General features: G+C 67.8%; 11 protein-coding genes. 9 read left to right on the top strand and 2 right to left on the bottom strand.

Annotation, left to right across the window (positions count from 1 at the left end; translation table 11 throughout):
* The first annotated feature begins 139 nt into the window (after positions 1–139).
* The 5 genes from ACZY0R_RS21520 to ACZY0R_RS21500 all read left to right on the top strand — a co-directional run bounded on the left by ACZY0R_RS21520 (position 140) and on the right by ACZY0R_RS21500 (position 5,930).
* Positions 140–1,663 carry a 3-hydroxyacyl-CoA dehydrogenase gene (locus tag ACZY0R_RS21520; protein WP_488861062.1) on the top strand — a complete coding sequence of 508 codons (1,524 nt, stop codon included), beginning with the start codon at positions 140–142 and terminating at the stop codon, positions 1,661–1,663.
* A gap of 93 nt (positions 1,664–1,756) precedes the next feature.
* On the top strand, positions 1,757–2,536 hold the full coding sequence (locus ACZY0R_RS21515) for an oxepin-CoA hydrolase, alternative type (RefSeq protein ID WP_045238115.1): 780 nt from the start codon (positions 1,757–1,759) through the stop codon (positions 2,534–2,536).
* Positions 2,537–2,635: 99 nt separating this feature from the next.
* Positions 2,636–3,370 (top strand): histidine phosphatase family protein, encoded by a 735-nt coding sequence (locus ACZY0R_RS21510; protein WP_488861060.1) that lies wholly within the window; start codon positions 2,636–2,638, stop codon positions 3,368–3,370.
* A gap of 66 nt (positions 3,371–3,436) precedes the next feature.
* Positions 3,437–4,513: a phosphotransferase gene (locus tag ACZY0R_RS21505; RefSeq protein ID WP_488861058.1), complete on the top strand. Its 1,077-nt coding sequence runs from the start codon at positions 3,437–3,439 to the stop codon at positions 4,511–4,513.
* Between the two features lie 403 nt (positions 4,514–4,916).
* Entirely contained in the window at positions 4,917–5,930 is a 1,014-nt protein-coding gene (locus ACZY0R_RS21500) for a Bug family tripartite tricarboxylate transporter substrate binding protein (RefSeq protein ID WP_488861056.1), read from the top strand.
* Positions 5,931–6,028: 98 nt separating this feature from the next.
* Here ACZY0R_RS21500 and ggt read toward each other — a convergent pair whose 3' ends face one another.
* Complete coding sequence (gene ggt, locus ACZY0R_RS21495; protein ID WP_488861054.1) at positions 6,029–7,891, bottom strand: gamma-glutamyltransferase; 1,863 nt, start codon at positions 7,889–7,891, stop codon at positions 6,029–6,031.
* A gap of 264 nt (positions 7,892–8,155) precedes the next feature.
* On the opposite strand from ggt, the gene ACZY0R_RS21490 reads away from it, so the two are divergent.
* From ACZY0R_RS21490 to ACZY0R_RS21480, 3 genes are all read left to right on the top strand, one after another.
* On the top strand, positions 8,156–9,928 hold the full coding sequence (locus ACZY0R_RS21490) for a vWA domain-containing protein (protein WP_488861052.1): 1,773 nt from the start codon (positions 8,156–8,158) through the stop codon (positions 9,926–9,928).
* A 92-nt stretch (positions 9,929–10,020) separates the two neighbouring features.
* Entirely contained in the window at positions 10,021–10,641 is a 621-nt protein-coding gene (locus ACZY0R_RS21485) for an RNA polymerase sigma factor (RefSeq protein WP_488861050.1), read from the top strand.
* Entirely contained in the window at positions 10,638–12,083 is a 1,446-nt protein-coding gene (locus ACZY0R_RS21480) for a hypothetical protein (protein WP_488861048.1), read from the top strand. The genes ACZY0R_RS21485 and ACZY0R_RS21480 overlap by 4 nt, the downstream gene beginning before the upstream one ends.
* A 33-nt stretch (positions 12,084–12,116) precedes the next feature.
* Here ACZY0R_RS21480 and ACZY0R_RS21475 read toward each other — a convergent pair whose 3' ends face one another.
* The gene (locus ACZY0R_RS21475; protein ID WP_035868799.1) at positions 12,117–13,052 is read right to left on the bottom strand and encodes a LysR family transcriptional regulator; all 936 of its coding nucleotides are present in this window, start codon (positions 13,050–13,052) and stop codon (positions 12,117–12,119) included.
* A 193-nt stretch (positions 13,053–13,245) separates the two neighbouring features.
* Here ACZY0R_RS21475 and ACZY0R_RS21470 point away from each other — a divergent pair, with 193 nt between their 5' ends.
* Positions 13,246–14,508, top strand: a complete 1,263-nt coding sequence (locus tag ACZY0R_RS21470; protein WP_488861046.1) for an acyl-CoA dehydrogenase family protein — start codon at positions 13,246–13,248, stop codon at positions 14,506–14,508.
* The last annotated feature ends 79 nt before the right edge of the window (positions 14,509–14,587 follow it).

Here is a 14,587-nt window from a genome sequence, read left to right as displayed (position 1 = left end):
AACAGGCATTGTGAGCCATGACAGACTCTGGTGGTCCGCTCTGGCCGATCAGCGCACGCCGCTTGCATCGCCCCACTGTCGCGGATGATGCAAAAAACGTACGATCGTGCTAATTTAACCACACTTTTCTGGAAGCACTATGAGCACTTTCACCATCGACACCCTCGGCATCGTCGGCACGGGCGCCATGGGCCGTGGCATTGCGCAGATCGCCGCGCAAGCCGGCCTGACCGTCAGCCTGTATGACACCAACGCGCAAGCCGTGGCGGCGGCCCGGCAATACCTGCAGGACACCTTCGCCAAGCTGGCCGAAAAGGGCAAGATGAGTGCAGAGGACGGCGCAGCGGCGCTGGCCCGCGTGCTGCCCTGCGCCACGCTGGACGACCTGGCCGGCTGCGACATGGTGCTCGAGGCCATCGTCGAGAAGCTGGAAGTCAAGCGTGACCTGGTGGCAAAGCTGGAAGCCATCCTGCGTCCGGATGCGGTAATTGCCTCCAACACGTCGTCGCTGTCGATCACCGCGATCGCGGTCGGCGCGAAGCAGCCCGGCCGCATCGCCGGCTACCACTTCTTCAACCCGGTGCCGCTGATGAAGGTGGTCGAGGTCATCGACGGCCTCTCGGGCGACCCCGCCGTGGGTGATGCGCTGATGGCGCTGTCGCGCCGCCTGGGCCACACGCCGGTGCGCTGCAAGGACATGCCCGGCTTTATCGTCAACCATGCCGGCCGCGGCATGAATATCGAAGGCCTGAAGGTGGCGCAGGAAGGCGTGGCCGACTTCGCCGACATCGACGCCATCATGCGCGAGCAGGCCGGCTTCCGCATGGGCCCCTTCGAGCTGATGGACCTGACCGGGCTGGACGTTTCGCACCCGGTGATGGAATCCATCTACAACCAGTTCTACCAGGAGCCGCGCTACCGCCCGTCGCCCATCACGGCGATCCGCTCGGTGGGCGGCCTGATCGGCCGCAAGGCCGGCGCCGGGTTCTACAAATACGCGGATGGCCAGAAGCAGGTGCCCGCCGCAGTCGCGGTGCCGGCCGCGCGCCCCGCCAGCGTCTGGGTGAGCCGCGCCGACGAGCGCGGCCATGACATGGCCGTCAAGCTGATCCTCGCGCTGGGCATGACGCCGGAAGCCGGCAACCATCCCTCCGGCGACGCCCTGATCGTGGTCACGCCGCTGGGCCTGGACGCCACCACCTGCGCGCTGCAGGAAGGCCTGGACCCGGCCCGCGTGGTCGCCATCGACACCCTGCTGCCGTTCGAAGCCACCAAGCGCCGCACGCTGATGACCACGCCCGCCACCTCCGCCGCCATGCGCGAGGCCGCGCACGGCCTGTTCGGCAGCGATGGCGTGCCCGTCACCGTGATCCGCGACTCGGCCGGTTTCGTGGCCCAGCGCATTGTCAGCTGCATCGTCAATATCGCCAGCGACATCGCGCAGCAGCGCATTGCCACGCCGATCGACATCGATCTCGCCGTCAACCTCGGCCTGGGCTACCCCAAGGGCCCGCTGGCGCTGGGCGACGTGATCGGCCCGCATCTGGTGCTGACGGTGCTGCGCAACCTGGAACGCCTCACCGGCGACATGCGCTACCGCCCCAGCCCGTGGCTGTGGCGCCGCGCCGGCCTCGGCCTGTCGCTGCTGGCCGAAGAGCAGTAAGAACCGCGACCGCAGGCTTGTTTTAGCCTGCGGTCGTTTCGTATCCGCCCCCCGCTTCTGCATTGTTGCATTCCCTTCTTCCCACAGGCCGCCATGACCGCACAGCTGCTATCCGAACGCGTCGACTCCACCCTGGTGCTGACCATCTCGAACCCCGAGGCACGCAACGCGCTGCATCCGGACATCTACGCGGCATCGCAGGAAGCACTTGAACTTGCCTCGCGCGATCAGGAAATCCGCGCGGTGGTGATCACCGGCGCCGACGGCGTGTTCTGTGCCGGCGGCAACCTCAACCGCCTGCTGGGCAACCGCGCCAAGCCGCCCGAGGTGCAGGCCGAGAGCATCGAAGTCCTCAATCACTGGATCGAAACGCTGCACGCCTTTCCCAAGCCCATCATCGCGGCGGTGGAAGGCCCTGCCGCGGGCGCTGGCTTCTCGCTGGTGCTCGCGTGCGATTTCGTGGTGGCCGCCAGCGATGCAAAGTTCGTCATGGCCTACGTCAACGTCGGACTGACGCCTGACGGTGGCGGCTCGTACGAACTGGCCCGCGCCCTGCCCCGCCAGCTCGCCTCCGAACTGATGATGGAAGGCAAGCCCATCGATGCCGCGCGCCTGGCCCATTTCGGGCTGGTCAACCGCGTGGTGCCGGCCGGCCAGGCGCTCACCGAAGCGCTGCGCCTGGGCGAAACGCTGGCCGCGCGCTCGCCGCATGCCGTGGGCCGCATCAAGGCGCTGATCAATCACGCAAGCACCGCCAGCCTGACCGGGCACCTGACCGAAGAGCGCGACAACTTCGTGGCCGCGCTGCATCACAAGGATGCGGGCGAAGGCATTGGCGCCTTCCTGGAAAAGCGCAAGCCGAACTATCGCTGAGCGGCCGATCCCGCCGCTTCGCCAGCCGACCTGGCCACGCAATACCACGCCGACCATGCCCGCGCAGACGGGCGCATCGGCCAAGCACCGGAGACTTGCATGGAATTGCCGCCCTCGCCCCGCCGCCGCGTCTACCTGATGCGCCATGGCGCCGTGACCTACTTCGACGAGACCGGCCGCCCGGCGCTGCCCGAACTGGTACCGCTCAACGAAACCGGCCGGGCGCAGGCCAGCGCCGCCGGCCGCGCCCTTGCCGCGGAGAACATCCGCTTCGACCGCATCATCGTCAGCGGGCTGCCGCGCACGGTGGAAACCGCCGAACGCGTGCTGGCCGAACTGCCCGAGATGGAAGACGCCACGCTGGAAACCTGGCCCGAGTTGCAGGAAATCCGTGGCGGCAAGCTGCAGGGCATCAGCGACGACAAGCTGCGCGATGCCTTTATCGGCGCCTTCGAAGGCGAAGTGCCGGAAGACAAGCGCTTCCTCGACGGCGAGAGCATCGGCGAATTCCTTGACCGCGTGCTGCCCGCGCTGCGCCGCCTGCGCGACGATCCCAACTGGGACACCGTCCTTCTCGTCCTGCATGGCGGCACCAATCGCGCCATCCTGTCCCACGCCATCACCTGCGGCCGCCGCGTGTTCTACGGCAGCCTGATGCAAACCGCCGGCTGCATCAACGTGCTGGACGTGGGCGACGATCCGCCGGACTGGGTGGTGCGCATGATGAACTACTCGCCGCCCACGCCGGTGCACAGCGGCACGCGCCACACCACCATGGAAGTGCTGCTGCACCAGTACCTGCGCTTTCGCGACCTGCGGGGGCCGGCCAGCTAGCCACGCCGCAGACAGACAGTTTCGAATCTCGGAAAACCCGGAACATACCGAAAAAACGGAGACAGCATGAGCACCAACGTTTCGAACTTCGAAGGCACCCGCGAGGTAGCCGAGCAGCAACGCTTCGACATGGCCGCGCTGGAGGTGTGGATGCGCGAGCATGTGGCGGGTTTTGCCGGCCCGCTCACCATCGAGCAGTTCAAGGGCGGCCAGTCCAACCCCACCTTCAAGCTGATCACGCCGGGCCAGACCTATGTGATGCGCGCCAAGCCCGGCCCCAAGTCCAAGCTGCTGCCCTCGGCCCATGCCATCGAACGCGAGTACCGCGTGATGGCCGCGCTGGCAGGCACCGACGTGCCGGTCGCCAGGATGTACGCGCTATGCGAGGACGAAACCGTGATCGGCCGCGCCTTCTACATCATGGAATTCGTTGCCGGCCGCGTGCTGTGGGACCAGTCCCTGCCCGGCATGACACCGGCGGAGCGCAGCGCCATCTACGACGAGATGAACCGCGTCATCGCCGCGCTGCACACGGTCGACTACAAGGCCATCGGCCTGGGCGACTACGGCAAGCCGGGCAACTACTTCTCGCGCCAGATCGAGCGCTGGACCAAGCAATACAAGCTGTCCGAGACCGAGAGCATCCCCGCCATGGACTCGCTGATGGCCTGGCTGCCCGAGCATATTCCGCAGGAAGACGCCGATCTCACTTCGATCGTGCATGGCGACTACCGGCTGGACAACCTGATGTTCCATCCCACCGAGCCGCGCGTGCTGGCGGTGCTCGACTGGGAGCTCTCCACGCTGGGCCATCCGATGGCCGACTTCGGCTATCACTGCATGAGCTGGCATATCGCTCCGGGCCAGTTCCGCGGCATTGCCGGGCTGGACCACGCAGGGCTCGGCATTCCCGACGAGGCGACTTACCGCAGGACTTACGAGCAGCGCACCGGCCGGCCGATCACGGGCGACTGGAATTTCTACCTGGCGTTCAGCATGTTCCGGATCGCGGGGATCCTGCAGGGGATCATGAAGCGCGTGGTCGACGGGACGGCTTCGTCGGCGCAGGCCCTGGATGCGGGGAAGCGGGCCCGACCGATGGCGGAGATGGGGTGGGAGTATGCAAAGATGGCGAAGCAATAAGCGCTCATTGCTGCGCACGGCTTGAGTGGGAAGACCTCTTCGCTTGCTGAAGAGGTCTTTTTTAAGCCCTAGTTATCGTATCAGATGATGTGCTGAGGTCATTCTCGATTTAACCCGTGGGATTGCAATGGGTGCCGGCGAACGGATGGCAAGCCGCATTGCGAACGCCCGCCCTCGCCCCCCGGCCCTCCTCCCGCCGCGGGAGAAGGGAGCAAACCAGTCAGCGTAATCCGTATCTCGGCAGCCAGGAAGATCGGTCCTGGTAGTGAAGTTGCGCTTAAGGCCTTTAGCGTCAACCCACAAAAACCCTTCCAAAAGAATGCCCTGGACCCACCCAAGACTTCGAGCTATCATCCAACACATACGACAACATACAACACAATACAGATCCGGAGACACCAAGATGCCGACGACCCGCCGCACCTTTCTATCCCAACTCTCCACGCTTGGCGCGACTGCTACCCTGGGCAGCCTCAGCGCAGCCGGCGCCCTGATCGCCCCCCGCGCCGCGCAGGCCGCCACCGAATGGCCCACCCGTCCGATCAAGCTGGTAGTCCCCTATTCCGCCGGCGGTTCCTCCGACATCATCGCCCGCCTGATCAGCCGCCAGTTGGGCGAAGCGCTCGGCCAGGCTGTCGTGGTCGACAACCGTCCCGGCGCCAACGGCAATATCGGCGCCGCGATGGTCGCGCAGGCCGGCACCGACAACCACACCCTGCTGCTCTGCGATATCGGCGCGCTGGCCATCAGTCCATCCGTCTACACCAAGCTCACATTCGATCCGGGCAAGGACCTGAAGGGCGTCGCCATGCTGGCTTACTCGCCGCATTTGCTGGTAGTCCATCCCTCGGTGCAGGTCGGCAACCTGAAGGAACTGGTGGACCTCTCCAAGCGCACCCAGCTCAACTTCGCGGTGACGGCCATCGGCAGCGCGCCGCACCTGGCTGGCGTGGCGGTGGCGCAGTCGACCGGCGCCAAGTGGCAATACGTGCCCTATAAGGGGGGCTCCCAGGCCGTCGCCGACACCGTGGCCGGCACCGCCCAGGTGCTGATGAACGGCATGCTGGCAACGTTGCCGCAGGTCCAGGCGGGCAAGCTGAAGGTGATCGCGATATCCAAGAAGACGCGCATGCCGCTGATGGGACAAGTGCCGACCATCGCCGAGCAAGGCGTGCCCGGCTTCGAATCAGGCACCTGGCAAGGCGTGATGGCGCCGGCCGGCATGCCCGACGCCCTGGTGGCGCGCATCAGCAGCGAACTGATCCGCATCATCCGCCTGCCCGAAGTGCGCGCGCAACTGGCCGGCCAGGGCGCCGAAGTGGTGACCATGACGCCGCCGGAAACGAACAAGTTCTTCGTCGGCGAGCGTGCGCGCTGGGCGGCGGTGGTGAAACAGGCTGACGTGCGGCTCGATTGAGCCAGCCGCGCGCCGGACAAAAAATGGCCGACTCGGAAGTCGGCCATTTTTTGCGGGAGCGCCCGCAGAGCACGCTCCATGCCGACCCGGCGAAACGTCTAGTCGCCCAGCGCAACCCCTTCGCGGCGCGGGTCGGCGCCGCCGGCCCAGGCCCACGTGCCGTCGGGGCGCTGGCGACGCATGATGGCCTGCGTGCCGCTGGTCATCTCGATCTGCGCCACTTCATGCCCACGGTCTTTCAGGCCTTGCACCAGGGCCGGGCTGACCAGTCCGGCTTCCAGTTCCGTCGGCCCGTTGCGGCTGCCAAAGTTGGGCATGTTGATGGCCCCCTGCACGTCCATGTTCCAGTCCAGCAGGCCCACCAGCGTCTTGGATACGTACTCGATGATCTGCGAACCGCCCGGCGAGCCCACCGTGGCGACCAGCTTGCCGGTCTCGCGGTCGAACACCAGCGTCGGCGCCATCGACGAGCGCGGGCGCTTGCCGGCCTGCACCCGGTTGGCGACCGGCTTGCCGTTCTCGCTCGGCACGAAGGAGAAGTCGGTGAGCTGGTTATTGAGAATGAAGCCGCGCACCATCAGGTGCGAACCGAAATAGCTCTCCACGGTGGTGGTCATGGAAATCGCGCCGCCGGTATTGTCAACGGCAACGATCTGCGAGGTGGACACGCGCGGCGGCGAACGGTCCGGTGCCAGCGCCAGCGTGTTTCCGGGCGGCGTGCCAGCCTCCGCCTTGCCCATGCTCTTCTCGCCGATCAGGCTCGCGCGTTGCACCAGGTAGTCACGATTTAGCAGCCCCGCAACGTTGACTGGCACGAAATCCGAGTCCGCCACATAGAGGCCGCGGTCGGCATAGGCCAGACGTCCGACTTCGGAAACAACGTGCACGGCTTCGATACCCGGCTCGACGCCGGCAGGCGTGGCCACCTGTATAGGCTTCATCGCGGCAAGCGCGTATTTCGGGTCTTTCGCCTCCAGCGCCTGCAAGGTCCCGAGCATCTGCGCGATCGCGATGCCGCCCGACGACGGCGGCGGCATGCCGCAGATCTTCCAGCGCCTGTAGTCGCTGCAGATGGGTGCGCGCTCCTTGGCGCCGTAATCCCTCAGGTCCGCCAGAGACAGCGAACCGGCGTTGGCACTGCCGTTGACCTGCTTGACGATTTCGCTGGCGATGGGGCCGGAATAGAGCGCATTCGGCCCTCGGCGGGCGATGTCGCGCAGGGTCTTGGCCAACGCCGGGTTCTTCAATAGGGTGCCGACTGGCTTGGCCTTGCCGTCGGGCGCCAGGAAGTAGGCCGCCATCTCGGGCGAGTTCGGCAGGAATTTGTCTGCCGCGATCTGCGTATAGAGGCGCTGCGAAATCGGGAAGCCCTGCTCCGCCAGCGCGATAGCCGGCTCGAACAGCTTGGCCCAAGGCAGCTTGCCGTGCTGGCGATGCGCCATTTCCAGCGCGCGCAACACGCCGGGCGTACCCACCGAGCGGCCGCCGATCTGCCCTTCGCTGAAGCTCATGGGCTTGCCATCGGGGCGCAGGAAGAGCTTCTCGTCGGCGCCGGCGGGCGCGGTCTCGCGGCCGTCATAGGCCTGCACGCGCTTGCCGTCCCAGTACATGATGAAAGCGCCGCCGCCGATGCCGGTGGCCTGCGGCTCCACCAGCGTCAGCACAGCCTGCATGGCGATCGCGGCATCGATCGCGGTACCGCCCGCGCGCAGTATCTTGCGGCCGGCTTCGGTAGCCAGGGGATTGGCGGCCGCGGCCATATGCTTGTCGGCATAGGTGGTGGTCATGCCCTGCCGGTAGCCGGACGACACTTCCGGTGCGGGCGGCATCGCCGTGGCGGCGGGAGCCGTGGCCACGGGAGGCGCGCTGGTCTGAGTCGAGCAGGCGCCTAGCAGCGCAAGCGCGGCGGCAGCGGCGAGCGGGCCGCGCCATAGCGTCGATGAATATGCCTGGGGTGCCATGCAATCCTCCTGGGGGGGAAAAAAAATACTCATTGTATGGCCCTCGGGGCCCGCGGCGGCACGCTTGATGCACACGTCAGGGACAGCACCGATGGACCGCGCCAGGCAAATGTGGACTGGCCTGTCCCGAGCGGCGCGACCTGCACTCGCCGTCCCCTTTTGAATTTTTTCCACCCGACTTAACCCCGCCAGCCGGGCTGCTTCGTTTCACTGACAGCGCCCTGCCGCCGGCATCGCCGGCGCGGCCCTTCAGGAGAAAAAGAAATGCTCAAGCGCCTGGGAGTCCTGGCTACTGCCTTTGTACTGGCCGCATGCGGCGGCCATCCGGCGACCGCCCCGACGTCGCCAACGCGAGGCGGCAACGCCGAACCGGCCGCAAACCAACCGCTCGCGCCGCCGCCATCCATGCCCGCCCAGCCCGTGCCCGCGAGCAAGGCCGGCGACGCCGCCACGCACGCCAGGGAGACGGCCGCCGGAGCCGTCGCCGATGCGCGCGCCATGCGCGCCCAGCCGCCGGCGCCCCTGACCCTGATGGCCCGCCCCACGCCCTACCCGCAGCCCCAGGCCGAGCCGGATCGCGAGCGCTATGGCGCCATCGACGAGAACGGCGTGCAGCTGGTCGCGCAGGCGCCCGTCTCCACCTTCAGCATCGATGTCGACACCGGCAGCTACAGCAATGTGCGCCGGCTGCTCAACGCCGGCCGCTTGCCGCCGGCCGATGCGGTGCGGGTGGAGGAGATGGTCAACTATTTCCCCTACGACTACGCGCAACCGCGCGATGGCCGTCCTTTCGCCGTGCACGCCGACGCCGCACCCGCACCGTGGCACGCGCACAATGTGCTGCTGCGCATCGGCATCAAGGCAGCCGACGCGGCCCGCGACAGCCTGCCGGCGGCCAACCTGGTCTTCCTGGTCGATGTGTCAGGCTCGATGTACTCAGCCGACAAGCTGCCACTGCTGAAATCCTCGCTCAAGCTGCTGACGAATGTCCTGCGCCCGCAGGACCGCATCACCCTGGTCACTTACGCCAGCGGCACGCGCGTCGTCCTGCCGCCCACGCCCGGCAGCGACAAGGCCGTCATCGCGGCGGCGATCGACTCACTGGTCGCGGGCGGCTCGACGGCCGGCGCGAGCGGCATCGCGCTGGCCTACCAGGCCGCGCAGCAGAGCTTTATCGCGGGTGGCATCAATCGCGTACTGCTCGCCACCGACGGCGATTTCAACGTGGGCATTACCGACTTCCGCCAGCTCAAGTCGCTGGTCGCCGAGAAGCGCAAGTCGGGCGTCTCGCTGTCCACGCTGGGCTTTGGCACCGGCAACTACAACGACCAGCTGATGGAGCAGCTCGCCGATGCGGGCGACGGCGCCTACTCCTATATCGACAACCTGATGGAAGGCCAGAAGGTGCTGGTGGAAGAGTTCAGTTCCACGCTCGCCACGGTGGCGCGCGACGTCAAGATCCAGGTCGAATTCAACCCCGCCACGGTCAGGGAATACCGCCTGCTCGGCTACGAGAACCGTGCGCTCAAGCGCGAGGATTTCAACAACGACAAGGTCGATGCGGGCGACATCGGCGCCGGGCACACCGTGACCGCGCTCTATGAGCTCACCCTGACGGACCAGCCCGGCCTGCTTGACCCGCTGCGCTACCAGCCGGCCAGCCCCACCGCCAGGCCGGGCAAAGGCGCCGCCGGCGAGCTGGCCCACATCAAGCTGCGCTACAAGCTGCCGCAGGCCCAGGCCAGCGAGTTGATGGACCTGCCCGTGCAGGCAGCTTCGGTGCGGCCGCTGGCGCAGGCCGACGATGCCTTCCGCTTTGCCACGGCGGTAGCGGGCTTTGGCCAGGTGCTGCGCGGCGGCAACCATGTCGCCGGCTGGACCTACGCCGACGCGCGGGCCCTGGCGCTGGGCGCGCGCGGCACCGACCGCTTCGGCTATCGCGGCGAGTTCATCAAGCTGATCGACCTGGCCCAGTCCTTGTCGACGCGCGCGCCGCTGGCGCAAGACGACGCGCCTGCCAGGGGGCAGCCACGCTGAAGCCGCCATTGGCCGGGCTGCCCGCGCGCGCCGCCCGGCACGGACATCCCGGCCCGCACGACAGCGGGCGGGGCTGTCATATACTGCCGCGCATGCATGCCTCCACGCTTGGCGCCCCGCCGCCCACCCCACCCTCCGGACTGTCCGCGCTGCCGGACACCGACCTGATGCTGCTGGTCGCCAACGGCCTGATCGAGCAGCCGGTGGCCGAGCTGTTTCGCCGCCACAACGCGGCGCTGTACAACTATGTGGCCTGGCTCTGCCAGGGCAATGCCGGCGAGGCCGAGGACGTGACGCAGAAGACCTGGGTCAAGCTGATGACCCGCTGCGGCGACTACCAGCCCAGCGCGGCCCTGCGCACCTTCCTGTTCCAGATCGCGCGCAATACCTGGCTGGACCAGTTGCGCGGCGCCTACGAGCGTCAGCGCGACACGCTCGACGAGGGCCACCTCGCCCTGCCGTCCGACGACCTGAGCCCCGAGGCCGAGGCGCAACTGCGGCAGAACCTGCAAGGCGTGCGGCAAGCGTTGCTGGCGCTGCCGGCGGCGCAGCGCGAAGTGATCGTGCTGCGCTTTTTCAGCGAGATGAGCGTCGAGGAAATCGCCCTGACGCTGGGCGAGAAGTTCGAGACCATCAAGAGCCGGCTGCGCTATGCCTTCGCGCGGCTGCGCGATAGCCTGGCGGCCACGGCGTCGCAGGAGCGGCTGCCATGAGCGCGGACGAACGATTCATTGCCGGCGAAGACCGGCTCGCGGCACTGCTGCGCGAGGTGCCCGCCTTTGTGCCGCCGGCGTCGCTGGAGGCCGCGGTGTTGGCCGCCGCGCGCGCCGAGCAAGCGGCCCGGCGGATGGCCGGGCAAGAAGCCGCGCCATCGCCGCCCGCCCCCTTGCCGGCCAAGGTCCGTGCCTACGCCGAGCAAGCGGGAAACCCCGCCGGCGATGACGAACCGGACTTCGCACCGCCCGCCGGACTCGAGGCATCGGTCATGGCGGAGGCCGCGCGGCTGCAAGTAGCACAGGCCGAGCGCCGCAGCGCCGTACTGGACGAGGTCCGGCGTGGCGACGCGCCGCAGAGCGTGCTTGGCGCGCCGGTTAGCGCGGCGGCACAGGCCTGGCTGCGCGAACAGGCTTCCGGCGAACAGGCGGCGGCCAAGCCGGAGCGCGCGCGCCGTGCGCGGCGCTGGTGGCCCGCGCTGGGCATGCTCGCCGGCACCCTCGGCGTGGGTGTCTTGTCGATGCAGATCGTATTGCGCCAGCTTGACCTGCGCGACGGCGAAATCACGTTGCCGGCCAAAGCGCCCGCGACGGAACGCGCACAGCGTGCGGCCGCCGCGCCGGCAATGCACGCGGGAGCGGGCAGGCCGGCAGCGGAACCACCGCAAGCCGAGTCCGCCGGGCAGCCTGCATCGCCACTGGCGGATGCCAAGACGCCACCAGCCCCGGCGCAGCCGCCACCGGCAGCCGCACCCGGGCCGTCGGCAGCCCAGGCGCCAGCAGCCAGTCCGGCCGCAACGGCCAACGCACAGCCCAGTCACACGCCCGCTGCCAAGGCGCAGGCCAGCGCCGCTCCGCTCGAGCCCGACATGCTGGCGGAGCACCGCCCGGCTGCCGCCAGGGAAAGCGAGCCCGCCGCGGGAGGCTCGCTTTCCGCCGGGGCGCCACCTGCGGCCACGCCAGTGATTCGCGCGCCGGCACCGATGGCATCGATGGCACCAATGCCGCCAATGGCTTCCGTCGCGCCTCCGGCCCCGGTCGCGCCTATCCCGCCGCCGGCGCCGGCTCCCGCCATCGAGCCACCGCGCTTTGCGCTGCGAGCCAGCCCGGCGCAGCAGGCCGAGACGGCGCGCGCGCCCGCGCCTGCAGCCAGGGGACAAAGACTGGCGGCATGGACGATGAGCCTGCGGGAAGAACCTCAATTGGCAGTGGAGCGCCTGATGTCCGATGCGCCAGGCACCGGATCCGCCGCCGGCGCGCCGCTTGCGCTGCGCATCACAGCGGCGGCACCCGCAAGCCCCGAGGTCCGGGCCTGGGTCGAACGGCTACGGCAGGCCGTGCCGGCCGAACGCCGCCCGCCGCTGCCTTACGCAGTACAGGCTGACAGCACGCTGCCCCCGGCCACCGTGCGCATCGAGCGGCAGGCCGATAACGCGCCTTGAGGGGCAACGCCGCGCCAGCTTCAGCAAAGGGAGTCAGGCCTGCGCCGCCTCGCCAAGGCCGCCGCCCAGCGAGGTGATCACGGCCATCAACTGTTCTCTCAGCCAGCGATTGGCCCCGTCGTTCTCGCCGCCCGCATGCCAGTAAAGGTGCAACTCCAGTGAGGGCACCTTGAAGGGCAGCGACAGCAGCCGGTTGGCATAGGGTTCGTTGGCGATGCGCGCGTAGCGCAGCGGCAGCGTGGCCAGCAGGTCGGTGCAGCTCACCACGCGGCAAGCCGCGGCGTAGTGCTGGCAGCGCAGCCGCACCCGGCGCGTCAATCCCATGCGGTGCAGCGCCTGGTCCTCCAGGCCGGCACCGCGCCGGCGCGAAGAAACATGCACGTGCTCGGCGGCCAGGTAGCGGTCCAACGTCAGTTCCTTCTTCACCAGCGGATGATCGCGGCGGGCCAGCACCACCATCGGGTCGGCCATGAAGGGCGCGTGGTGGATCGCGGGCGACACCGGCAGCAGGATATCGATGGCGGCGTCGAGCGTGCCGGCCAGCAGTTCGGACTCCATCTCGCGCCGGTCGAAGCGGATCGCCGCGATTTCCACCTGCGGTGCGACGGCGGTCACCCGCGCCATCAGGGGCGGCAGCAGGGTCGACTCCAATGCATCGCGCATGCCGATGGTGAACCGCCGCACGGTGGCCGCCGGATCGAAATGCGGCGTATCTTGCAGGGTGCGCGCGAACGATTGCAGCGCGGTGCGCACCTCGGCGGCCAGCGAGCGCGCCAGCGGCGTGGGCGCCATGCCCTGCCCGCGCCGCTCGAACAGCGGATCGTCAAACAGGTTGCGCAAGCGCCCCAGCGCATGGCTGACCGCGGGCTGGGTCAGGTTAAGCTGGCGCGCGGCGGCCGTGATGCTGCCTTCGCTATAGATAGCGTCGAACACCACGAAGAGATTCAGGTCGATCCGGGATAGCTGCATGGCAGGCATTCTGGCACGGAATGCACCGCATTGATACTGGCAAATCCAGAAAATTCATTTTTCTAATTACATGGATTACGGTACAGTCCTCTTCAGTCGGCGCGAACCGCGTCCGCCGGTGCCGGAAACGGCGCGCAGCAACCCGCTGCGGCCCCACCGGAAACCGGCCTCATTCTGAGGTGGAGGAGACAACATGCAATTCGAGTACACGCCCAAGGTCAAGGAAATGCAGGCCCGCCTGCTGGCCTTCTTCGACAAGCACATCTATCCGAACGAAAAGCGCTTCTACGCGGAGATCCAGGCCAATCGCCAGGCCGGCAACGCCTGGGTGCCGACCAAGGTGATCGAGGAACTCAAGCCGCTGGCCCGCGAAGCCGGCCTGTGGAACCTGTTCCTGCCCCACTCCAAGCGCGCCCCGGAAGGCCTGTCCAATCTCGAATACGCGCCGCTGTGCGAAATCATGGGCCGGGTGCCCTGGTCGGCCGAAGTCTTCAACTGCGCCGCGCCCGACACCGGCAACATGGAAACGCTGGAGCGCTACGCTTCGGAAGCACTCAAGGACAAGTGGCTGGAGCCGCTGCTGCGCGGCGAGATCCGCTCGGCCTTCCTGATGACCGAGCCGGCCGTGGCCTCGTCGGACGCGACCAATATCTGCTGCAGCATCCGCCGCGACGGCGACGATTACGTGATCAACGGCACCAAGTGGTGGTCGTCGGGCGCAGGCGATCCCCGCTGCCAGGTCTATATCGTGATGGGCAAGACCGATCCGGAAGCGGGCCGCCATGAGCAGCAATCGATGATCGTGGTGCCGGCCGACACGCCGGGCATCACCATCAAGCGCTTCCTGCCGGTGTTCGGCTACGACGACGCGCCGCACGGCCATATGGAAATCGAACTGAAGGACGTGCGCGTGCCGGCCGCCAACATCCTGCTGGGCGAAGGCCGCGGCTTCGAGATCGCCCAGGGCCGCCTCGGCCCGGGCCGCATCCACCACTGCATGCGCAGCATCGGCGTGGCCGAGCGCGCGCTGGAACTGTTGTGCAAGCGCGCCCTGTCGCGCGTCGCCTTCGGCAAGCCGGTGGCCGCCCAGGGCGTGACGCGCGAGCGCATCGCCGAAGCCCGCTGCGAGATCGAAATGGCTCGCCTGCTGACGCTCAAGGCCGCCTACATGATGGACACCGCGGGCAACAAGGTGGCCAAGGCCGAGATCGCCATGATCAAGGTGGTGGCGCCGAACATGGCGCTGAAGGTGATCGACTGGGCCATCCAGGTGCACGGCGCCGCCGGTGTCTCGGACGATTTCCCGCTGGCTACGTGGTGGGCGCACCAGCGTACCCTGCGCCTGGCCGACGGCCCGGACGAGGTGCACCGCAATGCCATCGCCAAGCTGGAACTGGCCAAGCACATGGGCGTGAATTCGGACGAGATCAACATGCCGGTCACGCGCGGTTTCTAAGCCGCAACCCGTACCGTTGCCGGCCCTGCCGGCAACATGGAAAACGCGCAGCCTGTCTGCGCGTTTTTTTCTTCTGTGC

It is taken from the genome of Cupriavidus sp. F041 (assembly GCF_057814235.1).
The sequence above is the reverse complement of the archived record's forward strand: the minus strand, read 5'-3'. Positions and strand labels throughout refer to the sequence as shown.